The sequence below is a fragment of the Belnapia sp. genome (assembly GCF_059504005.1).
In genome coordinates, this window is the sequence record NZ_JCACHU010000138.1 from 1 (window position 1) to 25,948 (window position 25,948).

29 protein-coding genes are annotated in these 25,948 nt (G+C 72.2%); 14 read left to right on the forward strand and 15 right to left on the reverse strand.

Translation table 11 applies throughout. The features are described 5' to 3' along the window. Both AC5JJ1_RS18945 and AC5JJ1_RS18950 read right to left on the reverse strand, forming a co-directional pair. Positions 1-1,915, reverse strand: a 1,915-nt coding sequence (locus AC5JJ1_RS18945) for a molybdopterin-dependent oxidoreductase (protein ID WP_495786666.1), incomplete at its 3' end; no start/stop codon positions are given. Positions 1,916-1,920: 5 nt separating this feature from the next. Continuing rightward, positions 1,921-2,133 carry a hypothetical protein gene (locus AC5JJ1_RS18950; protein WP_495786667.1) on the reverse strand — a complete coding sequence of 71 codons (213 nt, stop codon included), beginning with the start codon at positions 2,131-2,133 and terminating at the stop codon, positions 1,921-1,923. Positions 2,134-2,265: 132 nt separating this feature from the next. Between AC5JJ1_RS18950 and AC5JJ1_RS18955 the strand changes: the two genes are divergently transcribed. Genes AC5JJ1_RS18955 through AC5JJ1_RS18970 form a run of 4 tightly spaced genes read left to right on the forward strand, consistent with a single transcriptional unit; the run spans position 2,266 to position 5,464 of the window. Next, positions 2,266-2,538, forward strand: a complete 273-nt coding sequence (locus AC5JJ1_RS18955) for a hypothetical protein (RefSeq protein ID WP_495786668.1) — start codon at positions 2,266-2,268, stop codon at positions 2,536-2,538. 16 nt (positions 2,539-2,554) lie between these two features. Further along, complete coding sequence (locus tag AC5JJ1_RS18960; protein WP_495786669.1) at positions 2,555-4,171, forward strand: DUF2491 family protein; 1,617 nt, start codon at positions 2,555-2,557, stop codon at positions 4,169-4,171. A 29-nt stretch (positions 4,172-4,200) separates the two neighbouring features. After that, complete coding sequence (locus AC5JJ1_RS18965) at positions 4,201-4,614, forward strand: DUF350 domain-containing protein (protein WP_495786670.1); 414 nt, start codon at positions 4,201-4,203, stop codon at positions 4,612-4,614. Positions 4,615-4,654: 40 nt separating this feature from the next. After that, complete coding sequence (locus AC5JJ1_RS18970; RefSeq protein WP_495786671.1) at positions 4,655-5,464, forward strand: hypothetical protein; 810 nt, start codon at positions 4,655-4,657, stop codon at positions 5,462-5,464. Between the two features lie 12 nt (positions 5,465-5,476). Here the strand turns inward: AC5JJ1_RS18970 and AC5JJ1_RS18975 are convergent, their stop codons facing one another. Beyond that, on the reverse strand, positions 5,477-6,112 hold the full coding sequence (locus AC5JJ1_RS18975) for an HD domain-containing protein (RefSeq protein ID WP_495786672.1): 636 nt from the start codon (positions 6,110-6,112) through the stop codon (positions 5,477-5,479). 59 nt (positions 6,113-6,171) lie between these two features. On the opposite strand from AC5JJ1_RS18975, the gene AC5JJ1_RS18980 reads away from it, so the two are divergent. The 3 genes from AC5JJ1_RS18980 (at position 6,172) to AC5JJ1_RS18990 (ending at position 7,859) form a co-directional block, all read left to right on the forward strand. Beyond that, complete coding sequence (locus tag AC5JJ1_RS18980) at positions 6,172-7,077, forward strand: SDR family oxidoreductase (protein ID WP_495786673.1); 906 nt, start codon at positions 6,172-6,174, stop codon at positions 7,075-7,077. 75 nt (positions 7,078-7,152) lie between these two features. Then, entirely contained in the window at positions 7,153-7,560 is a 408-nt protein-coding gene (locus AC5JJ1_RS18985; RefSeq protein WP_495786674.1) for a hypothetical protein, read from the forward strand. Positions 7,561-7,631: 71 nt separating this feature from the next. Then, entirely contained in the window at positions 7,632-7,859 is a 228-nt protein-coding gene (locus tag AC5JJ1_RS18990) for a hypothetical protein (RefSeq protein WP_495786675.1), read from the forward strand. A 41-nt stretch (positions 7,860-7,900) separates the two neighbouring features. Here the strand turns inward: AC5JJ1_RS18990 and AC5JJ1_RS18995 are convergent, their stop codons facing one another. From AC5JJ1_RS18995 to AC5JJ1_RS19020, 6 genes are all read right to left on the reverse strand, one after another. Further along, positions 7,901-8,815: a lipid A biosynthesis lauroyl acyltransferase gene (locus AC5JJ1_RS18995; protein WP_495786676.1), complete on the reverse strand. Its 915-nt coding sequence runs from the start codon at positions 8,813-8,815 to the stop codon at positions 7,901-7,903. A gap of 101 nt (positions 8,816-8,916) precedes the next feature. After that, entirely contained in the window at positions 8,917-9,939 is a 1,023-nt protein-coding gene (locus AC5JJ1_RS19000) for a zinc-binding dehydrogenase (RefSeq protein ID WP_495786677.1), read from the reverse strand. 61 nt (positions 9,940-10,000) lie between these two features. Continuing rightward, positions 10,001-11,239 (reverse strand): beta-ketoacyl-ACP synthase, encoded by a 1,239-nt coding sequence (locus AC5JJ1_RS19005; RefSeq protein ID WP_495786678.1) that lies wholly within the window; start codon positions 11,237-11,239, stop codon positions 10,001-10,003. Next, positions 11,236-12,363 carry a beta-ketoacyl-ACP synthase gene (locus tag AC5JJ1_RS19010; protein ID WP_495786679.1) on the reverse strand — a complete coding sequence of 376 codons (1,128 nt, stop codon included), beginning with the start codon at positions 12,361-12,363 and terminating at the stop codon, positions 11,236-11,238. Before AC5JJ1_RS19010 ends, AC5JJ1_RS19005 begins: the two co-directional genes overlap by 4 nt. Next, positions 12,360-12,791, reverse strand: coding sequence for a 3-hydroxyacyl-ACP dehydratase FabZ family protein (locus AC5JJ1_RS19015; protein ID WP_495786680.1), 432 nt, complete (start codon positions 12,789-12,791; stop codon positions 12,360-12,362). Before AC5JJ1_RS19015 ends, AC5JJ1_RS19010 begins: the two co-directional genes overlap by 4 nt. 26 nt (positions 12,792-12,817) lie before the next feature. After that, positions 12,818-13,102, reverse strand: coding sequence for an acyl carrier protein (locus tag AC5JJ1_RS19020; RefSeq protein WP_495786681.1), 285 nt, complete (start codon positions 13,100-13,102; stop codon positions 12,818-12,820). A gap of 198 nt (positions 13,103-13,300) precedes the next feature. Here AC5JJ1_RS19020 and AC5JJ1_RS19025 point away from each other — a divergent pair, with 198 nt between their 5' ends. Beyond that, positions 13,301-14,467 (forward strand): acyl-CoA dehydrogenase family protein, encoded by a 1,167-nt coding sequence (locus tag AC5JJ1_RS19025; RefSeq protein WP_495786682.1) that lies wholly within the window; start codon positions 13,301-13,303, stop codon positions 14,465-14,467. A gap of 292 nt (positions 14,468-14,759) precedes the next feature. Further along, a complete protein-coding gene (locus tag AC5JJ1_RS19030) occupies positions 14,760-15,287 on the forward strand; it encodes a hypothetical protein (protein WP_495786683.1) in 528 nt (175 codons plus the stop codon). Between the two features lie 56 nt (positions 15,288-15,343). On the opposite strand, the gene AC5JJ1_RS19035 is transcribed toward AC5JJ1_RS19030, so the two are convergent. From AC5JJ1_RS19035 to AC5JJ1_RS19060, 6 genes are all read right to left on the reverse strand, one after another. Further along, on the reverse strand, positions 15,344-16,330 hold the full coding sequence (locus AC5JJ1_RS19035; protein ID WP_495786684.1) for an ABC transporter permease: 987 nt from the start codon (positions 16,328-16,330) through the stop codon (positions 15,344-15,346). Then, entirely contained in the window at positions 16,330-17,856 is a 1,527-nt protein-coding gene (locus AC5JJ1_RS19040; protein WP_495786685.1) for a sugar ABC transporter ATP-binding protein, read from the reverse strand. Before AC5JJ1_RS19040 ends, AC5JJ1_RS19035 begins: the two co-directional genes overlap by 1 nt. A gap of 1 nt (position 17,857) precedes the next feature. Beyond that, complete coding sequence (locus AC5JJ1_RS19045; RefSeq protein WP_495786686.1) at positions 17,858-18,817, reverse strand: sugar-binding protein; 960 nt, start codon at positions 18,815-18,817, stop codon at positions 17,858-17,860. A 125-nt stretch (positions 18,818-18,942) separates the two neighbouring features. Next, the gene (locus tag AC5JJ1_RS19050; RefSeq protein WP_495786687.1) at positions 18,943-20,205 is read right to left on the reverse strand and encodes a M16 family metallopeptidase; all 1,263 of its coding nucleotides are present in this window, start codon (positions 20,203-20,205) and stop codon (positions 18,943-18,945) included. Between the two features lie 71 nt (positions 20,206-20,276). Next, positions 20,277-21,698 carry a threonine synthase gene (thrC, locus tag AC5JJ1_RS19055; protein WP_495786688.1) on the reverse strand — a complete coding sequence of 474 codons (1,422 nt, stop codon included), beginning with the start codon at positions 21,696-21,698 and terminating at the stop codon, positions 20,277-20,279. Positions 21,699-21,709: 11 nt separating this feature from the next. Further along, positions 21,710-22,378 carry a TetR/AcrR family transcriptional regulator gene (locus AC5JJ1_RS19060; protein WP_495786689.1) on the reverse strand — a complete coding sequence of 223 codons (669 nt, stop codon included), beginning with the start codon at positions 22,376-22,378 and terminating at the stop codon, positions 21,710-21,712. A 34-nt stretch (positions 22,379-22,412) separates the two neighbouring features. Here AC5JJ1_RS19060 and AC5JJ1_RS19065 point away from each other — a divergent pair, with 34 nt between their 5' ends. The 5 genes from AC5JJ1_RS19065 to AC5JJ1_RS19085 all read left to right on the forward strand — a co-directional run bounded on the left by AC5JJ1_RS19065 (position 22,413) and on the right by AC5JJ1_RS19085 (position 25,899). Continuing rightward, a complete protein-coding gene (locus AC5JJ1_RS19065) occupies positions 22,413-23,921 on the forward strand; it encodes an FAD-dependent monooxygenase (RefSeq protein ID WP_495786690.1) in 1,509 nt (502 codons plus the stop codon). Between the two features lie 45 nt (positions 23,922-23,966). Then, positions 23,967-24,920, forward strand: a complete 954-nt coding sequence (locus AC5JJ1_RS19070) for a Bug family tripartite tricarboxylate transporter substrate binding protein (protein ID WP_495786691.1) — start codon at positions 23,967-23,969, stop codon at positions 24,918-24,920. Between the two features lie 66 nt (positions 24,921-24,986). Further along, a complete protein-coding gene (locus AC5JJ1_RS19075; protein WP_495786692.1) occupies positions 24,987-25,235 on the forward strand; it encodes a hypothetical protein in 249 nt (82 codons plus the stop codon). Continuing rightward, entirely contained in the window at positions 25,232-25,585 is a 354-nt protein-coding gene (locus AC5JJ1_RS19080; protein WP_495786693.1) for a type II toxin-antitoxin system PemK/MazF family toxin, read from the forward strand. Before AC5JJ1_RS19075 ends, AC5JJ1_RS19080 begins: the two co-directional genes overlap by 4 nt. Next, positions 25,582-25,899: a DUF938 domain-containing protein gene (locus AC5JJ1_RS19085; protein ID WP_495786694.1), complete on the forward strand. Its 318-nt coding sequence runs from the start codon at positions 25,582-25,584 to the stop codon at positions 25,897-25,899. The genes AC5JJ1_RS19080 and AC5JJ1_RS19085 overlap by 4 nt, the downstream gene beginning before the upstream one ends. The last annotated feature ends 49 nt before the right edge of the window (positions 25,900-25,948 follow it).

Below are 25,948 nucleotides of genomic sequence, written 5' to 3' on the forward strand. Positions count from 1 at the left end.
CGACCGGCGTGCCGGGCTGCCCGCGCAGCGTCGTCACGTCGAAATACTGCTGGTTGTTCATGTGGTGCCGCAGCCGCTCCGGCGACTGGCCGGTATAGCCGAGCGCCCAGGTGCCGCGGTTGATCTCGCGGAGGATGTCCTCCACCGACACCACGCCGTTCTCGACCTTGATGGTCTTGAACATCTGCTCGGCGAAGCCGAGGCGCTTGGCCAGCGCATACATCACGTCGTAGTCGTTGCGGCTCTCAAAGATCGGGTCGACGACCTTCTCGCCCCATTGCAGCGAGCGGTTGGAGGCCGTGCGGCTGCCGACCGTCTCGAAATTCGTACAGATCGGCAGCAGGTAGGTGCCGTCGCGGCGGTTCGAGATCTGCGAATAGGTCGTGGGATGCGGGTCGGCGACCACCAGCAGCTCAAGCTGCTCCAGCCCCTTCACCGCCTCCGGCATGCGAGTCACGGTGTTGCCGCCATGGCCCATGACGAACATCGCCTTGCAGTTCGTCGGCTGGTCGATCTGATCCTTCGGCAGCACCACGCTGTCGAACCAGCGCGTGCTTGGGATGCCCGGCGTCTCCATGAATTTCTTGGAGACGAAGCGCGACTGCATCCATTCGTACTCAACGTCCCACACCCGGCACCAGTGCCGCCAGGCCGCCTCGTCGAGCCCGTAATAGGCCGGCAGCGTCGAGACATCGAGGCCCATGTCGGTGGCCCCCTGCACGTTGGTGTGCCCGCGGAAGATGTTGGCGCCCGTGCCCGCGCTGCCGACATTCCCCGTCGCCAGCAGCAGGATGGAGAAGGCGCGCACGTTCGCCGTGCCGACCGTCTTCTGCGTCGCGCCCATGCACCAGATCAGGGTCGCTGGCTTCTGCGTGGCGAAGACCTGCGCCATGCGCTTGAGCTGCCCCTCGGGCACGCCGGCGACGCGCTCCACCTCGCGCGGGTTCCACTTCGCCACCTCGCGGCGGATCTCGTCCATCCCGTAGACGCGCTGGTGGATGAACTCGCGGTCCTCCCAGCCATTCTCGAAGATGTGCCAGAGCATGCCCCAGATGACGGGGATGTCCGTCCCCGGCCGGATGCGCACATACTCCGTCGCATGCGCCGCCGTGCGGGTGAAGCGTGGGTCGACGACGAAGAGGTGCGACCGGTTCAGCTCCCGCCCCGCGAGCAGGTGCTGCACAGCAATCGGGTGCGACTCCGCCGGGTTGCCGCCCATGATGATCATGGTCTTGGCGTTGCGGATGTCGTTGTAGCTGTTGGTCTGCGCGCCGTAGCCCCAGGTATTCGCCACGCCCGCGACGGTGGTGGAGTGGCAGATGCGCGCCTGGTGGTCGGTGTTGTTGGTCCCCCAGAAGGCGCCGAACTTGCGGAACAGGTAGGCCGCCTCGTTGGTGAACTTGGCCGAGCCCAGCCAGAACACCGCCTCCGGCGTGCTGCGCTCGCGGATCTCGAGCAGCTTCGCCCCGATCTCCTCGATCGCCTGGTCCCAGGAGAGGCGCTGCCATTCCCCGCCGACCAGCTTCATCGGGTATTTCAGCCGCCGCCCACCATGCACCAGCTCGCGCACGGAGGCGCCCTTGGCGCAATGCGTGCCGCGGTTGATCGGCGACTCATAGGCCGGCTCCTGCCCGGTCCAGACGCCGTCTTGCACCTCGGCGATGACGGTGCAGCCGACCGAGCAATGGGTGCAGACATTCTTCACCCGCTGGACCGGCGCGGCGCGCGGCGGGGCCTCCGCCGCCGCGGCCCGGGTCATCACCGGCGGCAGCGCGCCGAGCGCCGCAAGCCCGGCCCCGCCGAGCCCCGCCTGCTTGAGGAAGCCGCGCCGGTCCGTACCCCCCGCGCTCAGCCCGTGATAGGCGCTCGCCAACCGCTGCCGCGCCGCCTGGCCCTCGCTCCGCCGGATCAGCATGGCGCTCAGTACCGGTTGGTGCGGTAGAAGGCCCGCACATGGTCGGTCTCGCGGTAGCGCGGCTTGCGCTTCTCCGCCTCGCTCTCCTTCTGCGGCGGCAGCCCGCCCGTGCCGCCATCCGCCTCGAAGGCGGCCGCCGGCGCCGCCACCGCGGCAAGCCCGAGTGCGCCGAAGAATCGCCGGCGCGCATTCAGCTTGAGATCGTTCTGTTCGGTCATGCGAGGCCCCGCTTCCGGGCGCCACCCGCACCCGGCCTGGATCGCAACGCCGCCGGCGGGGCCGGGTTCACTGCGCCCGCAACCCGTCCTGCCTGTGGGGCGTTGGCCCGCCAAGCCGGGAAGGGACCCATCATGCCGCTGAAATCCGTCGCATTTGCGGCCATGCTCCTCGTCGTCCAACCGCTGGCCGCCATGGCCCAGGGCACCGCTCCCGCCCAGGGCGTGAACCGCCCGATCCCGCGCCCCGCGCCGGATGCGGCGCCGCCTGCCCCGAAGCCGGGCGAGATCACCGACGGCCGTCCGCGCACCGATCCCGGCGGCGGCGCCGCCCGCACCGCCCCCGACACCACCGCCGGCACCCGCCTGCCGCCGGCCAATCAGGCCAATCCGCCGAGCGTCCGCTGACGCCTTGCCCATGCGGATGAACGGCAGCAGCGGGCCCGGGCGCCTCCTCACCGGCATACTCGGCCTTGCCCTCCTGGCCGCCGGCCCGGGCGCGATCGGCCTCATCCCCGACGCCGCCGCGCAGATGCGCTCGAGCGGCGGCTATTCCCGCCCGAGCGGCGGCGTCCGGTCCGGCGGCGGCTATGCCCGCACGCCCTCCTTCGGCAGCTCCCGCATCGCGCCGCGGACACCCTCCAGCAGCGGCGGCTACGGCCGCCCCACCCTGCCGAGCGGGGCCTACCCCCGCCGCCCTTCGGTCGGCAGCGGCTCCGCCTGGGACCGGTCCTATTCGCGCGAGCGCTCGGGCGATGCCCTGTCCCGCATGCGCGCCCAGCAGCAGCAGGCCCAGGAGCAGGCCCAGCGCCCGCAGCGCCCCCCCCCCTTGCCGCCAGCCCAGACCGATGGCGGCTGGTGGCGCGGCGGCGCCCGCACGCCCCCCACCGGCCCGATGCCCGGCTACCGCCCCGGCCGCAACGGCGGCTGGTACGCCGACCGCGGCTGGTCGCCGCAGGCCTTCCCCGGCATGCAGCGCAGCTTCGGCCTGTGGGACGGCGTCTTCCTCTGGTTCATGCTGAGCAATCTCGGCCGCGCCGGCAGCACCGACTTCTTCCACAACCACCGAGACGACCCAGGCTACCGCGACTTCCGGGCCGAGGCCGAGAGCCGCGCCCAGACCGACCCCGAGATCCGCCGCCAGCTCGACGAGCTCGACCGCCGCCTCACTGAGCGCCAGGACCAGCCGCGCGACCCCAACTACCTGCCGCCCGACGTGCCGCCCGAGGTCGCCGCCGCACCGCGCGCGGATACCCGCACCCCTGCCGCCCCGCCCCCACAGGCGGAGGAGGGCGGCGGCATCCCCTGGCTGGTCCTGCTCGGCGGCGCCGGCGTCATCGGCTTCCTCGCCCTGCGGCGCCGCCGCGCCGCCTCGCCCGCGCCGGGCGGCCCCCAGACGCGTCCCGCCCCACGGACGAGGACGGAGATGGCACCCAACGCCCCGCGCTTCCGCCTCGGCATGACCATCACCTGCGACCCGACGCCCTTCCTGCTCGGCGCCGGCAGCATCAAGCTGCCGGCGCCGGCCTTCGCCCAGGGCGATGCCCGGGTCAGCGTGCAGGCCGTGGGCCGCATCCGCGAGGGCAGCGAGGAGCTGACGCGGCTCTACCTGCCGGACGGCCACAGCTTCTTCCAGATCTACCTCGACCCCCGGGGCGAGATCGGCGAATGCCGCTACTTCGCCATCCTGGACGAGGTCGCCCCGGCCGACGAGGCGGAGTGGGGCGCCTGGCTCGACCCGCAGCAGGGCATGATCGGCTGGCCGGAATTCCAGACCCAGGACGGCAAGCTCTACGCCCGCCACTGGTCCCCAGGCGCCGAGCCGGTGCCGCCGCGCCCCATGCCCGAGACCATCGAGAGCCTCGAGGGCACCCGCCAGCGCCAGCAGGCGGCGATGCTCTACGCGGCCGAGACCGGGCTCGCGGCGCCGGCGCCGCCGGTCGAGTACATCCTCGTCTCCGCGGTGGAGGAGGGCGGCCGCGCCTGGGTCGAGATCCGCGCCGGCATCGACATCAACGCCGGCTCGCTCTCGCTGGCCTGACAGCCAACGATACCGGAGGACACCCCGCCTTGGCTTCGATCCTGGATACCCTCTGGTCCGGCCTGCCCATCCTGGTCGTCCAGCTGGCCGCCACCCTAGGCCTGCTGGCGATCGGCATCGCCTGCTACATGGCCCTCACGCCCTTCCACGAGCGGCAGCTGGTGCGCGAGGGCAATACCGCCGCCGGCATCGTCTTCATGGGCGCCCTCGTCGCCCTGGCCATCCCGCTCGCCGCGACGCTGGCGACCAGCGTCGTCACCCTCGACATCCTGATCTGGGGCGTGGTCGCGGTCGTGGTGCAGCTGCTCGCCTTCCTGCTCACCGCCGCCCTGTTCCGCGGCCTCCGCGCGATGATCGAGGCGGACAATGTCGGCGCCGCCTGCGTCCTCGTCGGCATCCAGCTCGCCGTCGCGCTCATCAATGCCGGCGCCATGGCCGGCTGAAGCCTCCAAGCCCAACCCTAGCCAGCAAGGAAACCCCCGCATGATCTCCTTCATCCGCAACCTCGTCGGCGTGAAGACCGACCAGGCCGTCCAGGGCGCCGTCGAGGCGCTGGTCCGCTGGGACCCGCAATCCGCCACCGAGGCGGAGCTGCGCGGGATGGAGCAGCACCTGGACGAGCTCGGCCGCCAGGTCGCCGAGGCCCGCCAGGCCTTCGACCGCGAGCAGCGCGAGGCCGACGCCATCGGACAGCTCTCGCAGCAGCGCATGGCCGCCGCCGAGCAGCTCCAGCAGCGCCTGCAGGCGGAATCCGACCCGGGCCGCAAGACCGAGCTGGAGCGCAGCCTCGCCACCCTGGTCGGCATGCTCGAACAGATGGCGCCCGACATCGACCGCGAGCGCCAGGACGCGGCCGATGCCGCCAACTTCCTGCACATGCTCGAGGACACCTACACCCAGGCCGGCCAGAAGCTGAAGGGCGCCCGCGACGCGCTGAACCGCGCCCAGCGCGACATGGGCCGCGCCGAGCAGCAGCGCGAGGTCGCCGAGCGCCGCGCCGAGGCTGCCCGCCAGGCCGCGGGCCTGTCCAGCGCCACCAGCGGCCTTTCCGTCGCGCTGAAGGCGATGCAGGACAACGCCGCGCGCAACTTGGCCGCCGCCGAGGCGGCGAATTCCAAGGCGAAGCTGCTGCAGCCGAGCCGCCCGGAACAGGACGACCCGAACATCGCCGCGGCCATGGCGGCCGCCTCCGGCCGGCCCGCTCTGCCGAACACCCTGTCGGACCGGCTCGCCGCGCTCCGCCAGAAGCAGCTCGGCGCGCCGCGCCAGCTCAACGCGCCCGACCACGCCTGAGGCCCGGCGGGACTACCCCGCCAGTTCCCGCGCGATGTTGCGCCGCGCCGCCGCCTCGAAGGCGGCGGCGAGCACCGGCGTCCGGTAGAGCCGCGGCCAGGCCCGGAGCCCGGCGAGGAAGACCCGGCGCCCGGCCTCCCAGCTCGCCTCGTCCAGGTGGCGGTATTCCTTCCGCAGCAGCGCCGTGTTGCGGGCGAAATCCTCCGGCGCCTCGCCGAGCGGGGTGAGGTCGAGGTCGAGCATCCAGAGCCGCGCCGCCTCGCCCGGCTCTCCGGGAGCTGGGCGGTAGCCGAGATGGTCCGCCGTCGCGAGGATCGTCCCTGCCACCCACTCGACCTCGCCCTCCGGCAGCCCCGCCTCCCCGGCGGCGGCCCGCCACAGCGCGGCCGAGCGCGCCTCGTTGTCCCGCCGCGTCGCGTCGTAGACGGCATCGTGATAGGCGATGGCGCAGGCGATCAGCCGCCCGGTCGCTGCATCGCCAAGGCCGGCCGCCGCGCCGAAGGACCGGTGCCGCGCCCAGAGCACCGCCAGGTGCCCCGCCCCGTGGTAATGCCGCCCCGGCGCCGTCATCCGCGCCGCCAGCACCTCCCGCGTCGCCGCGGAGACCGGCAGCCGCGCGAGCAGGTCGGCGAAATCCTCGAGCATCATGACGCCTCCGGCCATGGAGCATAGCCCGCCCCGCCGCGTTGCCCCATCGGAGGATGCCGATGACCGAACGCCGCCAGCTCTTCGCCGCCGCCACCACCATGGCCCTCGCCGCCGCCCCCGCCGACGCCCTGACGCCCATGGACCGCCCGCTCACCGGCCGCACGGCGGTGGTCACCGGCGCCGCCCGCGGCATCGGCCGCGCCACCGGGCTGGTTCTGGCCCGCCTCGGCGCCGACATCGCCCTGCTCGACATCGCCGACCCGGAGGCCATCCCGGCGCTGCGCGGCTACCGCCTCGCCACCCGCGCCGAGCTCGACGAGGCCACCCGCCTCGCCGGCGAGCAGCGGGTCCGCACCCTCCCGCTCGTCGCCGACATCCGCGACGCCGCCGCGCTCCGCGCCGCCGCGCAGCGCATCGAGGCGGAGCTCGGCGGCGGCCCCGACCTCATCGTCGCCAATGCCGGCATCGCCATCAACGGCAGCCTCGCCACGCCCGACGCGGCGGCCTGGCAGGCGATGCTCGACGTCAACCTCACCGGCACCCTCAACACCATCCAGGCGATGCTGCCGGGCATGCGGAGGCGGGGCAGGGGAGGGCGCATCGTCATCACCACCTCCGTCCAGGCGCGCATGGGCGTCCGCGACTCCGGCGCCTATGCCGCGACGAAATGGGCGCTGACCGGGCTGATGAAGTCGCTCGCCGCCGAGCTCGGCGCGGAGAACATCACCGTCAATGCCGTCGCCCCGACGGCGGTGGAGACACCCATGGTCCATCGCGGCGGCGACGCCCCGCAGCCCGACCCGCGCCGCGCCGCGGCCTTCGCCGGCCATGCCCTCCCGATCCCCGTGCTGCCGCCCGAGCAGATCGCCGAGGCCATCGCCTTCCTCTGCGGCCCCGGCGCGCCCACCATCTCCGGCACCACCCTCGATGTGAATGCCGGGCGCAGCGCGCAGCTCACCGCCTAATGCATCCAGGCCGGCCGCCAGGCGTTACGAATGGCCGCGCCGGCAATCCCGCCGCCCGCGGACGGGCCCCCGCCGATGCATCGCCTCCTCCTCCTGCTGCCCCTGCTGCTCGCCGCCTGCGGCTCCTCTGGCACCACGGCCGAGTTCGACCGCCGCATCGGCACCTATGTCGGCCGCCCGGAAGCGGATGTGGTCGCCAATCTCGGCGTCCCCAGCCGCACCTATGAGGCCGATGGCCGCCGCCTGCTGCAATACGAGTTCGCCCGCCCCTCCAGCCGCCCCGCCGTTTTCCCGAGCATCGGCCTCGGCTTCGGCAGCTTCGGCGGCTACGGCAGCGGCGTCGGGGTGGGCACCGGGCTCGGCTTCGGCCTCGGCGGCTATGGCGGCGCGCCGGAAGGCTGCATCCTGGTCTTCGAATCCCGTGAGGGTCGCATCACCAGCTTCAACCGCAACGGCCCGGGCTGCACCGCCACGGCGGCGTAGCCGGCGAACGATTCGGGGCCGGTCATATCAGCTTGCGGAACCGGCAGGGATGTTCTACCTTTGTCCTCATCATGGACCCTGCCTTCGCCCTCACGGTCAGCGACCTGGCGCGCGACGAGGCGCTCTGCCTGCGTTGCGGCTGCCGGTCCCGAACCTATAACCGCGCCAGGCTGATCGCCCTGGTCGGCCGCGATGCGCGCCTCCACCTGATCGGCCTCAACCGCGAGCTCTGGTGCGAGGAATGCGGCGAGCCGCCCTTCGAGGGCTGGGTCACCGCCCCCGTCGCCAACCAGCCCTAAAGTCTTGAAACCCTCAAGCCCGGCACCCGAACCGCGCCGGATCAAGGCCTTGGCGCATCCCCGGCTTGAGGATTTGAGGCCTGGCGCCACCGCCGGTGCATCCAGAGCCACTGCCCCGGATACTCCCGCACCCAGCCCTCGACGATCCGGTTGAGCAGCGCCGTGGCTGCCTCCACATCGACCCGCCCGCGCCCGTCCCGCGGCAGCTCCACCACCTTGGTCAGCTCCAGCCGGAACCGGCCGCCCGGCAGCCGGATCGCCCTCGCACCATGCACCGGGCAGTCGAAGCGCCGCGCCAGCCGCGCCAGCAGCGGGTTGGACGCCGCCGGCCGCCCGAGGAAGGGCACGACCGGCCCCCGCCCGAAGCGTTGGTCGATGAGCATGCCGACATGCAGCCCCTCGTCGAGCGCCTCCATCATCCGCACCGGCGCCGCGACATCGGCCGCGATCAGCCGCCCCATGATTCCCTCGCGCAGCACCCGGATGTCGCGTGCTACCGCGCGGTTGTTCGGCGTCCGGTAGAGCACGGCGGAGGGCAGCCCATGCTTCGCCGCGGCGACGGCCGGCAGCTCCCAATTCGCCAGATGCGCCGCAAAGAGGAGCGCCGGCTTCCCGTCCTCGCGCAGCGCGAGGAAGCGCTCGACCACCTCCGGCGCGATCTCGATCCGCCCCGGCGGGCCGTCGGGGTCGAAGTCCCAGATCCGCTCGAGATGGACGTATTCGGCCGCGGTGCGCCCCAAATTCTCCCAGGCCTCGCCGACGATCCTCCGGTGCTCCGCCGCGGGCATCTCCGGAAAGGCCGCCGCGACGTTGCCGAGCGCGATGCGGTGCGCCTTCACCAGCGGCCCCGCCCGCCGCGCCACCGCGGCCCCGAGCGCCCCCGCCCGGTCCGGCCCCAGCGCGCGGACGAGCGCGAAGAGCACCCGCACCAGCGCCGCGACGGCCCTGTCCTTCATGCCTTCCGCCCACAGAGATGGCTGCGGCCACCGGTCACGATCGGCTCCTGCCTGGGCGCCCGTGCCGCGGGGCGCCGGGATTGCTGCCTATGCGGGGGCCGTCACAGCGTGACGACGATCTTGCCGAAGACCTGCCGCGCCTCCAGCCGCGCCAGGGCTCCGGCGAAGCCGTCGAGCGGCACGGTGCCGTCGATCACCGGCCGGATGCCGCCCGCCATCTTGCCGAGCCCGTCGGCGACGTTGCGCATCGCCGCGCCGAAGCTGCCGATGATGCGCAGCTGCCGCTGGAACAGCATCATCAGGTTGGTCTCCGCCGAGACGCCGGATGTGCTGCCGCAGGTCACCAACCGCCCGCCCATCCTGAGCGAGAGCAGCGACCCCGCCCAGGTCGTGGCGCCGACATGCTCGAAGACGACGTCGACGCCGCGCTTCCGCGTCACCTTGCGCGCCACGCTCTCGAAGCGGTCGGTCGTGTAGTTGACGACATGGTCCGCCCCGAGCGCCCGGACGCGCTCGCATTTCTCATCCGACCCGGCCGTCGCGATGACGGTGCAGCCCATCGCCTTCGCCATCAGCACCGCAACCGTCCCGATTCCCGACCCCGCCGCCTGCACCAGGATCGTCTCGCCTGGCTCCAGCCGCGCATTGTCGAAGAGCATGTGCTCCACGGTCGAGAAGGTGATCGCCGCGCAGGCGGCATCCTCGACGGCGATGCCCGCCGGCACCGGCACGCAGAGCCGCGCCTGCTGGTTGACGATCTCCTGCGCGAAACCGTCGAGGTGGAAGCCCTTCACCCCGGAGACGTTCTCGCAGAGATTGTCCCGCCCCTCGCGGCAGGCCCGGCACTGGCCGCAGGTCTGCGCCCCATAGGGCACCGCCATCTGCCCGACGCGCCAGCCCTCGACGCCCGCGCCGATGGCGACGACCTCGCCCACCGCCTCCGCCCCCACCGTCAGCGGGAAATGGCGCTTGGCGAAGGCCATCCCCCGCCAGCCCCAGACATCGATGTGGTTGAGCGCGACCGCGTGCATGCGGAACCGCAGCTCGCCCGGCCCCGGCGGCGGCGGCTCCGCCACATCGACGAGACGCGTGTCCCTGTCGCCAAAGAGCTGCAAGGCCCTCATGATGCGCGCGCCTCCGGCAGGCTGGCCGATCTGGCTCCCGGCGCCCCGGCCGTCGGGCCGCTCATGGCGCCGCCCCCAGCACGAGGCATACATTCTGCCCGCCGAAGCCAAAGCTGTTCGACAACACCCGCTCCACTTTCGCCGCGCGCGCCGCATTCGGCACCACGTCGAGCGGAATCGCCGGGTCCGGCGTCTCGTGGTTGATCGTCGGCGGCAGCATCCTGTCGCGGATGGTCAGCAGGCTCACCACCGCCTCGATCGCCCCGGCCGCCGAGAGCGTGTGCCCGATCATCGACTTGTTGGACGAGATCGGGGGAGGGGCCTCGCCGAAGACGGCGCGCATGCCGAGCGTCTCCATCTTGTCGTTCTCCGGCGTCCCCGTGCCATGCGCGTTGACATAGTCGATCTGCGCCGGCTCCAGCCCCGCATCGCGGATGGCGGCCTGCATCGCGCCGATGATCGCCCCGCCATCCGGGTTGCTCCGCGTGCGGTGGAAGCTGTCCGCCCGCTCGCCGGCGCCGAGCACCAGCCCCAGCACCTCCGCCCCACGCGCCTCCGCCGCCTCCAGGCTCTCCAGCACCAGCGCCGCCGCGCCCTCGCTCATGACGAATCCCTCGCGCGTCCTCTCGAACGGCCGCGAGGCGCGCTCCGGCTCGTCGTTGCGCGTCGACAGCGCCGCGAGCAGCGAGAAGCGGATCATCGGCTCCGGCGCCACGCTGCCCTCCGCGCCGATGCAGAGCGCCGCCGCCGTCTCGCCCCGCTGGATCGCCTCGATCCCGAGCTGGATCGCGGAGGCACCCGTCGCGCAGGCCGTGGTGACGGAGACCGGCGCGCCGCGCGTGCCGAAGCGCGCCGCCAGCCGCTCCCCGATCCCGCCGAAGAGGAAGGTCTCGAACAGCGCCCGCTGCCCCTCCGCCGCCGCGATCATCGCCGGGTAGTGCGCGCCGGCCCGCGCCAGCGCCAGCCGCTGCGGCCATTCCACCTCGACCGGCGGCATGCCGAGGAAGAGCGGGCCGGGGAAGCGCCCGCCGATCCCGGCCTGGCCCACCGCCTCCGCCGCGGCGATCCCGGCCATCCGCTCCACCCGCTCCGGCGAGGCCATCGCCTCCTCCCCCGGCAACTCCACCTGCCCGGCGATCCGCGTCTTCAGGTGCTCGGTCGGGAAGCGGGTGATGCGGCGGATGCCCGACCGTCCGGCGAGCAGCCCCCGCCAGCTTTCCTCGAGGCCGATGCCGAGCGGCGTCACCAGCCCCATCCCCGTTACCGCGACCAGGGGCCGCCCCAGATGGTCCCGCATCATGCCGCCTCCAGCAGGGCCAGCGCCTCGCCGCGCCAAAGGCCGAAGCCCGTCACCAGCGCCTGCGGCGCCATCCCTTCCGAGACGGCCAGCGCGCCGAGCGCCAGGCTGGCGGGGAAGGCCGCCTCCACCCCATGCCCCATCAGGTCGGCGGTGAAGCGCGTTGGCCCGGCTCCGGCCAGGCCGGCAAGGAAGGCCTGCTCCTCCGCCAGCGCCTCGGGCATGCCGCTCGCCCCGGAGATGACGGCATGGCCCGGCCGCAGCGCCAGCCCCTCGGCCAGCGCCGCGGCGCTCGCCCTGGCGCTGTCCCCGTCCCGGCGCCGCGCCGCGCCGCTCCGCACCGCGCCGAGCCGCGCCAGGGCGCGCGCACCGCGGGCCTGGGCATGCCGCGCCGTCTCCAGCACCAGGAAGGCGCCGATGCTCCCCGTCACCACCCCGCCGCCCGGCCGCGCGGCGAGCGGCGCCCACGGCCCGCGCCACAGCCCGCCCGAGGTCGAGAAGAGCAGCAGCATGTCCCACCGCCCCGCCGCATAGGCCCCGCCGACCAGCGCCACCTCGCCCCGCCCCTCGGCCAGCCGGGCCGCGGCGATGCGCACCGCCTCCGCCCCCGCCTCCTCCTCGCCCATGAAGGTGCGGGAGGAGCCGGTGACGCCATGCACGATGGAGATGTTGCCCGCCAGCAGGTTGGAGAGCTGCGCCAGGAACAGCGTCGGCCGGAGGCCGTTCGCCAGCCGCGCATTGAGCAGCGGCCCCGCCTCGCCCGGCGGCAGCGCGGCCAGTTCCGCGCAGATCGCCTCGTCGAGCGCCACGTCCCGCTCGCCGCCGCCGGCGGCGACGAGGAGGTGCATGTCCCCCACCAGCCCCCGGGCCCCCGCATGGTCGAGCGCGAGGCCCGCCGCATAGGTACCGAGCCGCTGCCAGGGCTCCATCTGCCGCTGGTCGCCCTTCTTCGGGATCTGCGCATCGAGGGCGAGGGCCGGCATCGGGTGGATGGGGAAGGGGGCGAAGCCCGCCTCGTCCACCACCGGCCGCGCCTCGGGCGCGTGCAGCGCCGCGCCATGCACCTCCGCCCCCTCGCCGAGCGAGGAGGCGAGGCCGATGCCAGTGATCCAGACCGGCTCGCTCATGCCGGCAGCCCGATCCGCGCCGCCTGCTCCCGCATCGTGGCGGCGAGCTCCGGCGCCGGAAAATCGGCCAGGCTGAACTTCATCTCGCGCACCTCGCAGATGCGCTTGCCGTCCCCGGCGATGGCCGCATCGGTGACCGCATAGCCCGAGCCCTCATGCACCAGCCGCGCGGTGACGGAAAGCCGCTCCCCCGGCCGCACGAAGCGCCGGAGCTTCAGCTCCTTGCTGCCGATGAGGAAGGCCATGCGGGCGAAGCCGAGCCGGGCCAGCAGCAGGTAGCCCGAGGCCTGCGCCATCGTCTCCAGCAGCAGCACGCCGGGCACCAGCGGATGGCCGGGGAAATGCCCCTCGAAGACCGGGCTCGCCTCGGGCACCACCGCCTCGGCGGCGATGGCCTCGGCCCCGATCGAGACAACCCGGTCGATCATCCGGAAATATTCGAGCTGCACAGCGCCTAGCCGCCGGCCTGGGCCGCCACCAGCTCCTCGACCCGCTTCGCCAGGTTCTCCATGACGAAGTACTGCGAGGCCGGCGCGGCGCCCGAATTCACCTCTTGCGTCCAGGCCTCGACCGGCACCTTGATGCCGAAGGCCTTGTCGATGGCGAAGACGATGTCGAGGAAGTCGAGGCTGTCGATGCCGAGATCCTCGATCACATGGCTGTCCGGCCTGATCGTCTCGCGCGGGACGTCGCTGGTCTCCGCAATGATGTCGGCGATGCGGTCGAACGCCGAGGCCATGGCTGTCTCCGAACTGGGTGGCTGGAAGAGGGTCTTCGCCCGAACCGGCAAGCTTGGCAAGCGAGCAGGGCAGGGCGGCCCGGCCCGCCTTCGGGCGCGGTCCGGAATCCCCGCGATCCGTTGCGGCCTCGGTGCGATCCGGGCGCTTGCCCCGCCGCCCCGGCGGGCCGATCCTTCGGCAACCGCGGGAGGATCACCATGGATTTCGGCCTCACCCCCGAGCAGGAGGCGATCGTCGAGGGCGTCACCGCCACCTGCCGCCGCTTCGGCGACGACTACTGGCGCGACTGCGAGGCCGAGGCGCGCTTCCCGCGCGAGTTCCACCGTGCCATGGCCGAGGGAGGCTGGCTCGGCATCACCATGCCGGCCGAGCATGGCGGCGCGGGCCTCGGCGTGACGGAGGCGGCGCTGATGATGCACGCCGTTGCCCGGCATGGCGGGGCGATGGGCGCGGCCTCGGCGCTGCACATCAACATGTTCGGGCCGCACCCGATCGTGGTCCATGGAACACCTGCGCAGAAGGCGCGCTGGATCCCCGCCCTCGTCGCCGGCACCGACCAGGCCTGCTTCGGCTTCACCGAGCCGAATGCCGGGCTGGACACCACCAGCATCACCACCTTTGCCCGCAAGGTGCCCGGCGGCTACCGCGTTACGGGTCGGAAGATCTGGACCTCGACCGCCCAGGTCGCCAACAAGATCATGCTGCTGACCCGCACCATGCGGAAGGAGGAGGCACGGCGCGCCTCGGAGGGCATCACCCTTTTCTACACCGACCTCGACCGCAGCCGCGTCGAGGTGCAGCGCATCCCGAAGATGGGCCGCGCCGCCGTCGACTCGAACATGGTCTTCATCGACGACCTCTTCATCCCGGAGGAGGACCGCATCGGCGAGGAGGGCCGCGGCTTCTCCTACGTGCTGGACAGCCTGAACCCCGAGCGCATCCTGATCGCCGCCGAGGCCATCGCCATCGGCCGCGACGCGCTGGAGCGCGCCGGCCGCTATGCGCGGGAGCGCAGCGTCTTCGGCCGTCCGATCGGCCAGAACCAGGCGATCCAGCACCCGCTCGCCGAATGCTGGACCGCGCTCGAGAGCGCCTGGATGATGGTGATGAAGGCCGCCTGGCTCTACGATGCCGGCCGCCCCTGCGGCGCCGAGGCCAATGCGGCGAAGCTGCTCGGCGCGCGGGCCGGCTACGAGGCCTGCCTGCGCGCCATGCTCACCCTTGGCGGCATGGGCTATGCGAAGGAATACGTGGTCGAGCGCCTGCTGCGCGAGGTGATGATCTGCCGCATCGCCCCCGTCTCGGAGCAGATGATCCTCTCCTTCATCGCCGAGCGGGTGCTGGAGCAGCCGAAGAGCTACTGAGACCTTCCTGCCCCGCCGGGAGGCCCACGCGGCCTCGCCAATACCTCTGTGCTCGATCTGGTCCTCGCGGCAGGGCAAGCGAAGCCCGCGAGACGTCCGGCCCGCGCAGGCGAGCGGATGAATGCCGGCCCGGCGAGTCCAAAGGACGCTGATTGACTTCCAGGTTTCACGAAGGAATATCAGGCGTCACCAAGGATTGGAAATCGTGCGACCATTCGCCTTGCAAGCAGTCATGACGTGCATTGCAGCCGCGTCCGCCATCCCCGTTGCCCATGCGCAGGATCGCCCTCCGATGATGCCGACGCGCGACGTGGCCGTGGCCTATCAGGTCGAGAACACGCCGCCTACTGTGGACGCCGTGGCCTGGCTTGCATCCGAAGGCCGGATCCGGACGGAAGGCCGGAGCCTGATTAATCGCGTGGTCCACATCATCGACACCCGCAGCGGTGGAGTGGTCGTGCTGGTCGACGCGGACCGCACCTACCACGACCTTGGCAAGATGGCCGCAGTGATGACCCAGGACATCATCCTGGTCCGCCCCGATGCCAAGGTGACGCGCGAGGGGGCCGATACGGTTGCCGGGCAAGCCTGCACGGTCTGGCGGATCGAACCGAAGGATGGAGGCAGCGCGGATGAGGCGCGGCATGCCTGCATCACCGCGGACGGGGTGCCGTTGCGGCTTGTCGAGGGCAGCGGTTCGGACGCATCGACGCTGTATGTCGCAACGCGCGTCACCTACGGGCCGCAGGACCCTGCCCGTTTCCAGCGGCCGGCCGACTACCGGCCGCTTGCGGCAGTTCCGGCCTCTCCGAGACGATAACAGGGGACCGTCCATCCTGCCGGCGTAGGGTCAGGTTCGGGCCGTCGCGACCCGACCTATTCCGCCGCCGCCACCGCCCCCTTCGCCGCCACCCGCGCCGGCGCCGACTTGCGCCGCGCGAGCTGTCGGTCGGCCAGCGCGCCGATCAGGATCACGCCGCCCATCACCGCGAAATTGAGCGAGGAGGGGATGCCGAGGATGTTCACCAGGTTCTGCAGGATCTGCAGCAGCACCGTCCCCAGCACGATCCCGAGCACGCTGCCCTCGCCGCCGCGCAGCGAGCAGCCGCCGAGCACGGCGGCGGCGATGGCATAGAGCTCGTAGAAATTGCCGAAGGAGGAGGGCGAGACGGAGCTGGTGTAGAAGACCAGCAGGATGGTCGAGAAGGCCGCCAGCAGCCCGCCCAGGACATAGGCGCCGGTGACGACCGCCCCGGTGCGGATGCCGGAATACCGCGCCGCCTCCTCGTTCCGCCCGACGGCGAAGAGGTATCGCCCGAAGACCGAGCGGTGCAGCACGACGCCCATCACCAGCGCCACGATGACGAGGGCGAAGAAGCTGTGCGGCACGCCGAAGCTCCGCCCCGCGGCCAGCCAGGTGATGGCATCCAGCCCCTCCGCATAGCCGAGGCTGATGGTGGAATCGCCCGTGTAGTAGCGCGCCGCGCCGCGATAGATCAGCAGCCCACACAGCGTGACGACGAAGGGCTGCAGCCCGAGCCTGGTGACCAGCAGCCCGTGCGCCAGCCCCATCAGCAGGCCGAGCGCCAGCACCACCAGCACCGCCACCGGCCAAGCCACGCCCATATTGGCCGTGAGGTCGAGGAAGACCACGCCGAGGAGGGCGAAGATCGACCCGACGGAGAGGTCGATGCCGCCGGTGATGATGATCATCCCCTGGCCGATCGAGAAGATGCCGAACAGGCCGATCAGGTTGGCCATGTTCATCAGGTTCACGGTGGACAGGAATTGCGGGTTCAGCGCCGCGGTGACGGCCGCGATGGCGACGATGAGGATGGCGAGGCCGAGCTCCTTCCGTCCCATCACACGGCCTCCGCCGTCGCCCGGTGCCGCTCCGGCTGCTGCCCGGTGGCGAGGCGGAGGATGTTCGGCTCATTCACCTCGGCCCGCTCCAGCGCGCCGGCGATCCGGCCCTCATGCATTACCGCGACACGGTCGCTCACGCCGATCACCTCCTCCATGTCGCTGCTGATCATCAGCACGGCGACGCCGCGATCGGCGAGGCCGCGCATCAGCGCGTAGATCTCGCCCTTGGCGCCGACATCGACGCCGCGGGTCGGCTCGTCGAAGATGAGGGCGCGCGGCCGCATCGCCAGCCACTTGCCGAGCACCACCTTCTGCTGGTTGCCGCCTGAGAGCGCCCCGGCCCTGACCGCGACGCCCGGGGTGCGGATCCGCAGCGACTGCCGCTGCGCCTCCGCCGTCCGTGCCTCGGAGGCGCCCTGCACCAGCCCTGCCCGCGCATGGCCCGGGAGGTCCGGCAGCGAGACATTCTCGGCAATCGACATGTCGAGCACGAGGCCGGAGCGCTTGCGGTCCTCCGGCACGAGATAGATCCCCTCTGCGATCGCCTCGCGCGGGCTGCCGATGCGCAGGGCCCGGCCGCCGAGGCAGATGCTCCCCGCCAGCGCCGGCTCGATGCCGAACAGCGCCCGCGCCAGCGAGGTCCGCCCCGCTCCGACCAAGCCGGCCAGGCCGAGGATCTCGCCCGGCCGCACCGCGAGCTCGATGCTGCGGTCCGGGAAGGCCTCGGTGACCAGGCCCTCGATGCGGAGCCCGCCATCGTCGCGGGGTGCCGCGGCGGGCGGGGTGTAGAGCGACTTCAGGTCGCGCCCGATCATCATCCGCGTCATCGTGGTATGGCTGATTTCACCCCGCGCCAGATGGCCGACGACCCGCCCGTCGCGCAGGCAAGTCACCCGGTCGGCGCAGCTGGTGATCTCGCCGAGCCGGTGGCTGATGTAGATGATGCCCGTCCCCGCGGCCCGGAGCGTGGCGATGGTCGCCAGCAGCCGGTCCGTCTCCGACAGCGTCAGGCTGCTGGTCGGCTCGTCGAGGATGATGATGCGCGCCTGCATCGACAGCGCTCGGGCGATCTCCACCATTTGCCGCTGCGCGATGGAGAGGGCGGCGACCGGCGCCTCCGGCCCGAAATCCGCGCCGAGCCGCGCCAGCAGCGGCGCCACCTCCGCCCGGGCCGCCCGCCGGTCCACCAGCCGGAGCGGCCCGCCCCAGACCGGCTCCCGCCCCATCAGCACATTGGCCGCGACATCGAGGTTGTCGAAGACCGAGAGCTCCTGATGCACGAAGGCGATGCCCTGCGCCCCCGCCTCGGCCACGGTGAGCGCGGGGAAGTCCCGGCCATGCAGCCGGATCCGCCCGGCATCCGGCCGCACCACGCCGCCGAGCACCTTCATCAGCGTGCTCTTGCCCGCGCCGTTCTCGCCGACGAGGCCGAGCACCTCGCCCGCCGCCAGATGCAGCGAGACATCGTCGAGCGCGCGGACGCCGGGATAGGACTTGCCGATCCCGGTAAGCTCCAGCAGCACGCTAGCTGCTCCGCAGCAGGCCCCGCATGTAGGATTGGAACTCGCCCACATTGGTCTTGTCGATGACCTTGGTCTCGACGATGTCCTGCTTGCTCGCCGGGATCCAGCCGCGGTCGCCGTTGACGACGCGGATCAGCCCCTTCATCGAGCGGTAGCCGAACTCATAGGGCTGCTGCACCACGGTCGAGTGGATGGTGCCGTCGGCGACGCCGCGCAAAGTCAGCGCATCCTCGTCGAAGCCGACGATCTTCACCTGGCCCTGCCGGCCCGCCTCGCGCACCGCCTGGTAGATCTGCGGCGTGTTGTAGGCCCAGAGCCCGACCATCATGCCGAGGTTTCGCTCGCGCGACAGCGCATCCTCCGCGTTGCGGCGGGCGCGGGCGAAGTCGCTCTCGTCGGTGCGGACATCGATGATCTCGATCTTGCCGCCCTGGAGCGATTCGCGGATGCCCTGCACCCGTTCGCGGGCATTGTCGGCGTCCATGGTGCCGACGAAGAGCATGGCGCGGCCGCCCTCGGGCATCGCCTTCTTCATCTGCTCGCCCGCGGCGCGGCCGGCGGCGACGTTGTCCGTGCCGATATAGAGCATCCGCTTGCTCGCCGGCGCGTCGCTGTCGGTGGTGAAGAGCACGGACTGATCGGCGACGCGGTTCAGCACGTCGGTCTGGCTCGCCGGGTTGATGGCGGAGATGGCGACGCCCGAGACCTTGCGGGCCAGCAGCTCGTCCAGGATGCGGCGCTGCTCGGCGGCGCTCGCCTGGCCCGGGATGATCATCTCCATGTCGAAATCGGGATGCTCGCGGTTGGCCTTCTCGATGCCGCGCCGCGCGATGGTCCAGAAATCGGCCGAGACGTTGACGACGAAGGCCAGGCTTTTCTTGGCCTGGGCCCGGACCGCCGGGGCAGCCAACCCGAAGGCCAGGCTGCCGCCGGCCAGGATATGGAAATCGCGCCGCTTCATCCTTCACTCCCCTGAACGTCCCGGCGCTTCCGCACCGCATGCCCCCGTTGGCCAGGGCTCTCGCTCAGGGGAGGTTAGGGGGGATGCGACGCGATTGAATATTCACATATTCGCTCGCGCGTCCGTCAACGCAGGCTGGCGGCGATCTCCTTAACCCCGGGCACCTTCCCCGCCGGGCCGAGGAGCGCCAGCGTCGGCGTGCCGCGGAAGGCCTGGCGTGCCGCCTCCTGCACCTGCTCGATGGTGACGGCGGCGATCTTCGCCTTGGTCTCATCGATCGGGATGATGCGGCCATGCACCTGGATCTGCCGCGCCAGCTGCTCCGTCCGGCTGCCGGTGCTCTCGAGGCTCATCAGCAGGCTGGCGCGGAGCTGCGCCTTGGCGCGGTCCAGCTCCTCCTGCGTCACCCCGGTCTGCACCTTGCGCAGCTCCTCGAGGGTCACGGGCACCAGCTCCTCCGCCTCAGACTCGCCGGTGCCGGCATAGACGGCGAAGAGGCCGCTGTCGTCGAAGGGATGGGCGAAGGAGTAGATCGAGTAGACCAGACCGCGCTTCTCGCGGATCTCCTGGAACAGCCGCGAGGACATCCCGCCCCCGAGCAGGGTGCTCAGCAGCAGCGAGGGGTAGTGCAGCGGGTCCTTGTAGCCGCAGGAGGGGAAGCCGAGGACGATGTGCACCTGGTCGAGGTCGCGCTCCTCGCGGAACTCGCCGCCCGTGTAGCGCGCGGGCTCCGGCGGCGGCGGGGCGACGGTCGGCAGGTCGTGGAAATGCCGCTCCACCAGCCCGAGCAGCGCATCGTGGTCGAGCGCGCCGGCGGCGGCGACCACCATGCGCTCCGGCCCGTAATGGTGCTGCATGTAGCCGGTCAGCGCCTCGCGCTTCATCCGCTTGATGACGTCCTCGGTGCCGAGGGTCGGCCGGCCCATCGGCTGGTCGGGATAGGCCGTCGCCTGGAAGTGGTCGAAGACGATGTCGTCCGGCGTGTCGTTCGCCTGGCCGATCTCCTGCAGGATGACGCCGCGCTCGCGCTCCAGCTCGTCGGGGATGAAGGTGGAATGCGTCAGAATGTCGCCGATGATGTCGGCGGCGAGCGGCAGGTCCTCCTTCAGCACCTTGCAGTAATAGGCGGTCTGCTCGCGGGCGGTGTAGGCGTTCAGGTGGCCGCCGACATTCTCCATCTCGCGGGCGATCGCGGCGGCGTCGCGCGTCGCCGTGCCCTTGAAGGCCATGTGCTCGAGGAAGTGGGAGACGCCGTTCTCCGCCTCGCTCTCATGGCGGGTGCCGGCGGAGACATAGGCGCCGAAGGACACGGTCTCGACCCGCGGCATGGCCTCGGAGACGACGGTGAGGCCATTGGGCAGGCGGGTGACGCGGACGGCTTCGGACATGAGGGACCTTGTGCTGGGGGAGGAGGTCATGCGGGAGATATGGGGCCGGGAGGCGAGGGCGGGAGTGGAGGTCAGGCGCCGCCGCGGGCGCCCCCGTTCCGACGTGCATGGCTGCGCACCAGCGCCTCCACCGCGCCGAGATCGGGCGCGGCGAGGCTGAAGCGCTCCTCCCGCTGGTAGAGATCGGCCAGCCGCGGCGGCAGCGGCGGGCGGACGCCGATCGCTGCCTCCACCGCATCGGGGAATTTCGCCGGATGGGCGGTGGCCGCGACCACGACGGGAATCGACCGGTCCTCCGGCGCCAGCGCCCGCGCCGCCGCCGTGCCGATCGCCGTATGCGGGTCGGCCAGGTACCCGGCGCCCTGCCAGAGATGCCGGATCTCGCCCAGCGTCCCCGGATCGTCGAGGGTGAAGCCGTGGAACAGCCGCGTCGCCTCGTGCCAGGCGGCATCCGGCACCGGCATCCGCCCCTCGCTGCGGAAGCGCCCCATCACCGCCGCCGTCGCCGCCCCGTCGCGGCCCAGCAGCTCGAAGAGCAGCCGCTCGAAATTGGAGCTGACCTGGATGTCCATGCTCGGCGACAGGCTCGGCTCCACCGCGCGGATCGACATGTCGTTGGAGGCGATGAAGCGGGCCAGGATGTTGTTACGGTTGGCGCCGATGATCAGCCGCTCCACCGGCAGCCCCATCCGCCGCACCGCCCAGGCCGCGAGAACGTTGCCGAAATTGCCTGTCGGCACCGAGAAGGCGACGGGCCGGTCCGGCGCACCGAGCGCCAGCGCCGCATGGGCGTAGTAGGGAATTTGCGCCGCGACGCGGGCCCAGTTGATCGAGTTGACGGCCGCCAGATGCATCTCCCGGCGGAAGGGCGCGTCGTTGAACATCGCCTTCACCAGGTCCTGGCAGTCGTCGAAACTGCCCCGGATGCCGAGATTGACGACGTTCGGCGACAGCACCGTCGTCATCTGCCGCCGCTGCACCTCCGAGGTCCGCCCTTCCGGGTGCAGCATGACGAGGTCGATGGCGCCGCGGTCCCGGCAGGCCTCGATCGCCGCCGAGCCGGTATCGCCCGAGGTGGCGCCGACGATGGTGATCCGCTCCCCCCGCCGCGCCAGGGCGTGGTCGAAGAGCCGCCCGAGCAGCTGCATCGCCATGTCCTTGAAGGCCAGCGTCGGCCCGTGGAACAGCTCCAGCGCGAAGCAGCGCGCATCGAGCTGCACGAGCGGCGCGATGGCCGGGTGGCCGAAGCCCGTATAGGCCTCCTCCGTCATCCCCCGCAGCGTCTCGAAGGACAGCGACTCCCCGGCGAAGGGGTGGATCAGCCGCGCCGCCAGCTCGGCATAGGGCAGGCCGCGCAGCCCCCGCCACTCGGCAGGCGACAGGCTCGGCCAGGACTCGGGCAGGAACAGCCCGCCATCCTCGGCGAGGCCGGCCAACAGGACGCCTTCGAAATCGCGGGGCGCGGCCTCGCCGCGGGTGCTGAGGTATTGCATCGCGGCCCTATCTAGCCCGTCCGGTCCTCCGGCGGGAGAGGCGGGCCGAAAACGAGGTCGAGCCAGGCGAGGAACATCGCCTCCGGGTCGATCCTCGGCTCGGCGGTGAAGAGGCCGTTCCACAGCGTCGCCAGCACCACCGGCCCGGCCAGCAGCTGGGGGAAGCGCTCCAGCCCGTCGCCGCGCAGCTCGCCCCGCTCCAGCGCCAGTCGCCCGAGCCGGCGGAAGGCGGCGGCGCCCGGGCCGACCACCAGGCGATGGTAGGTCTCGGCCAGCACCGGGAAGCGCCCGCCCTCGGCAATGACCAGCCGCAGCACCGCCGCCCGGCGCGAGCCCTCCATGTCCCGCAGCACCGGCCCCGCCATGCGGGCAAGGAAGTCCCGCACCCGCTCGCCCGGCGCCGGCACGCCCTCCGTCAGCCCGGCGAGCGGCCCGGCGATGACCCCCCGCAGGACGCCCTCGAACAGCGCCGCCTTGTCGGCGAAGTGCAGGTAGAGCGTGCCCTTGGCGATGCCGGCCCGCGCCGCGACATCGGCCATGCGCACCCCATCGAAGCCCGCATCGAGGAACAGGTCGAGCGCCGCGCCGAGGATCGCCTCGCGGGTGCGGGCGGTCCTGGCCGGGCTCGGGCCGCGTGAACTGACCGGCCGGTCATTTTTGCTTGCATCGTAACTGACCATCGGGTCAGTTATGCCCTTGCACGGGAGCAAGGCAATGTCCGAGACCGAGGTCCTGATCGCCGGCGCCGGCCCGACCGGCCTCGTCCTGGCCCTGAGCCTGGCGAAGCGCGGCATCGCCTGCCGCATCCTCGACAAGGCCGCCGGGCCCGGCGAGGCCTCCCGCGCCATGGTCGTCCAGGCCCGCACGCTGGAACTCTACGAGGGGCTCGGCATCGCGGGCGCCGTGGTGGAGCGCGGCATCCGCATCCCGGCCGTGCATCTCCGCGAGGAGGGCGAGGAGGTGGCGCGGTTCGCGCTCGGCGATCTCGGCGAGGGCCTCAGCCCCTATCCCTTCGCCCTGGCCTTCCCGCAGGACGAGCATGAGCGCTTCCTCGTCGGGCAGCTCGAGGCCGCCGGCCTCGCCGTGGAATGGGGCACCGAGCTGCTCGGCTTCACCAAGACCGCAACGGGGATCGAGGCGCGCCTCCGTCACGCCGGCGGCGAGAGGAGCTGCACCGCCGCCTTCCTCTGTGGCTGCGACGGCGCCCATAGCCGCGTCCGCGAGGCCCTCGCCCTCGACTTCCCCGGCGGCACCTACCGCCAGCGCTTCTACGTGGCCGATGTGCGGATCGCCGGCCCCTTCCACCGCGACCTCTTCATCACCCTCGACCCGACCGGCCTCGCCCTGCTCTTCCCGGTGCGCGAGGGCCAGCAGCGCCTGCTCGGCATCCTGCCGGAGGCGCTGGAAGGCCGGGAGGCGATCGGCTTCGAGAATGTCCGCGCCACGGCCGAGGCGCTGCTCGGCATCCGGGTCGAGGCGGTGAACTGGTTCTCGACCTACCACGTCCATCACCGTGTCGCCGCCCGCTTCCGCGCCGGCCGCGCCTTCATCGCCGGCGATGCGGGCCATATCCACAGCCCCGCCGGCGGCCAGGGGATGAATACCGGCATCGGCGATGCGGTGAACCTCGCCTGGAAGCTCGCCGCCGTCCTCCGCCGCCAGGCCGCGCCGGCCCTGCTCGACACCTATGAGGCCGAGCGCATCGCCTTCGCCCGGACCCTGGTCGAGACCACCGACCGCGCCTTCCAGGCCGTGGTCAGCCGCGGCCGCGGCGGGCGGCTGCTGCGCCATTGGGTGGTGCCGCACCTGCTGCCCTTCCTCGCCGGCTTCTCCGCCGCCCGCCACGCCGTCTTCCGCACCCTCTCGCAGATCCGCATCGCCTATCCGCAGAGCGCGCTGAGCGAGGGCGAGGCGGGCGATGTCGCGGGCGGCGACCGTCTGCCCTGGGTGCCAGGGGAGGGGGGCATGGAGGGGGGCATGGCCAGCCTCGGCTGGCGCCTCGTGGTGCATGGCGCGCTCTCGCCCGGCCTCGCCGCCACGGCCGCGCGCCTCGGCCTCGACGCCGCGGCGCATCCCTGGAGCGATGCGGCCGGGCAGGTCGGGCTGCGGCGCGACGCCGCCTACCTGCTGCGGCCAGACGGGCATGTCGGCCTGGCCTGGGCCGACCAGGACCCGCGGCGCCTCGAGGACTATGCCGCGCGGCACGGGCTGGCCTTCGCCTGAGGCGACGGCACGCGGATTGCTGCAAGCTGGGCGGATGGAGGTCCCATGCGTGCCCTGCTGACCCTGCTGCTCCTCGTCTCCTTGGCCGCCGCCGCGCAACCCGCCGGCCCGATCCGCATGATCGTCCCCTTCGCCCCCGGCGGCGCTTCGGACACCACGGCGCGGGTGATCGCCCCCGGCCTGGCGGCGGCGCTCCGCCGGGCCATCATCATCGAGAACCGGCCGGGGGCGGGCGGCATGCTCGGCGCCGAGGCCATCGCCCGCGCCGCGCCGGATGGCGGGACGATCGGTATCTCCAACACCTCGCCGCACGGCATCGTCCCGCTGGCGCAGGAGCGGCCGCCCTATGACAGCGACCGGGACTTCACCCATGTCGTGCTGGTCGCCGAGACGCCGACCGTGCTGCTGGTCCCCGCCGCCAGCCGCTTCCACGACTTCCCGTCCTATCTCCTGGCGGCGGAGAGCTGGCGCCAGGGCCTCGCCTTCGCCAGCACCGGCGTCGGCAGCCTGCAGCACCTGCAGGGGGAGCTGCTGGCGCGCCTCACCGGCGCCCGGCTGATCCACATCCCCTATCGCGGCACCGGCCCCGCCCTGCAGGACCTCGTCGCCGGCCAGGTGGACAGCCTGATGACGCCGCTCGCCGGCACGACGGGCGCCATCGCCGGCGGCCAGGCCCGGGCGCTGGCGGTGAGCAGCGCCGGGCCCTTCCCCGGCCTGCCCAGCGTGCCGACCTATGCCGCGCTCGGCTACCCGCAGCTGACGGCGACCTCCTGGACCGGCATCAGCGGCCCGCGCGGCCTGTCGGCGGCGCTGGTCGCCCGGATCAATGCCGAGGTGAACAGGCTGACCGCAGAGCCCGAGACCGCCCGGCGCCTGGAGGCGGCCGGCCTCTACCCGCCGGCCCGGCCACTGGACGCGGCGGGGTACCAGCGGGTGGTGGCGGAGTTCGCCTCGACCTGGGGCCCGGTGGTGAAGGCGGCCGGGATCAAGCCGGAGTGAGTCGGCCGATGCGGTTGATCGTAATACCTTGGGCGACTACCTTTGTGTCGCCACAGGAGTAAGCGCATGGGTGCCCCGGTCTCGGTCCGGCTCGATGAAGCGGTGCAGACGATGCTGGAGTCCGCCGCCCGCGAGCGCGGCATCGGCCTCTCCACCTATCTCCGCGACCTCGCCACCGCCGAAGCCCGGCGAGTGCGGAACGAGCGAATCCGGGCCGAGACGCAGCGCGTCGCCGCCTATGTTGCCAGCTCGCCCGAGGCCCAGGCTTTCTGCGAGGATTGGGGCACCCCCGCCACCATCCCCGACGGCGCATGATGCTGCGCTTGCAGGCCGGCCAGATCGTCCTCGCCGACTGGCGCGACGGGCTGCCGAAAGAGCCGAACAAGCGTCGCCCCGCCGTTGTGGTCGAGGATCACACGCTCTTCCCGACCTATCCGAACGCCCTCCTCGTCCCATTGACGGAGGATGCCGAGTTCGCCCCGCTTGGCCTCGCCGTGCCGATCGCGCCGACACCGGAGAATGGTTGCTCGAAGCCCTGCTTCGCCCTGCCACACCATGTCACGGCAACCTCGAAGCAGCGCATCCGCGCGACCGACTCCCGGATCACCGCCGCGCAATTGGCCGAAATCCGCGAGCGCATTGCCCTCGCCATCGGCCTCGCATGACAGACCCTCGCCGCCACGCCCCCGCGACCTTGCGCAACCGCGAGCCCCTCCTTGCCACTCTCCGCCGCCACCTGCCCGCCGCCGGCCTGGTGCTCGAGATCGCCAGCGGCACCGGGGAGCATGCCGCCTTCCTCGCCGCCGCCCTGCCGCATTTCGCCTTCCAGCCGACCGAGCGCGAGCCGGACGCCCTGCCGGGCATCGATGCCTGGTGCGCCGGCCTCCCCAATTGCCGCCCCGCCCTCGGGCTGGATGCGACGGAGCCCGGCTGGCCGGCCGCCGCTGCCGTGCTCTGCGTCAACAAAAATGATAAGTAAGAGGGGCAAAAGCTGTGGCAGCGGTGGGATTTGCCCTTTCCAGGCGGCG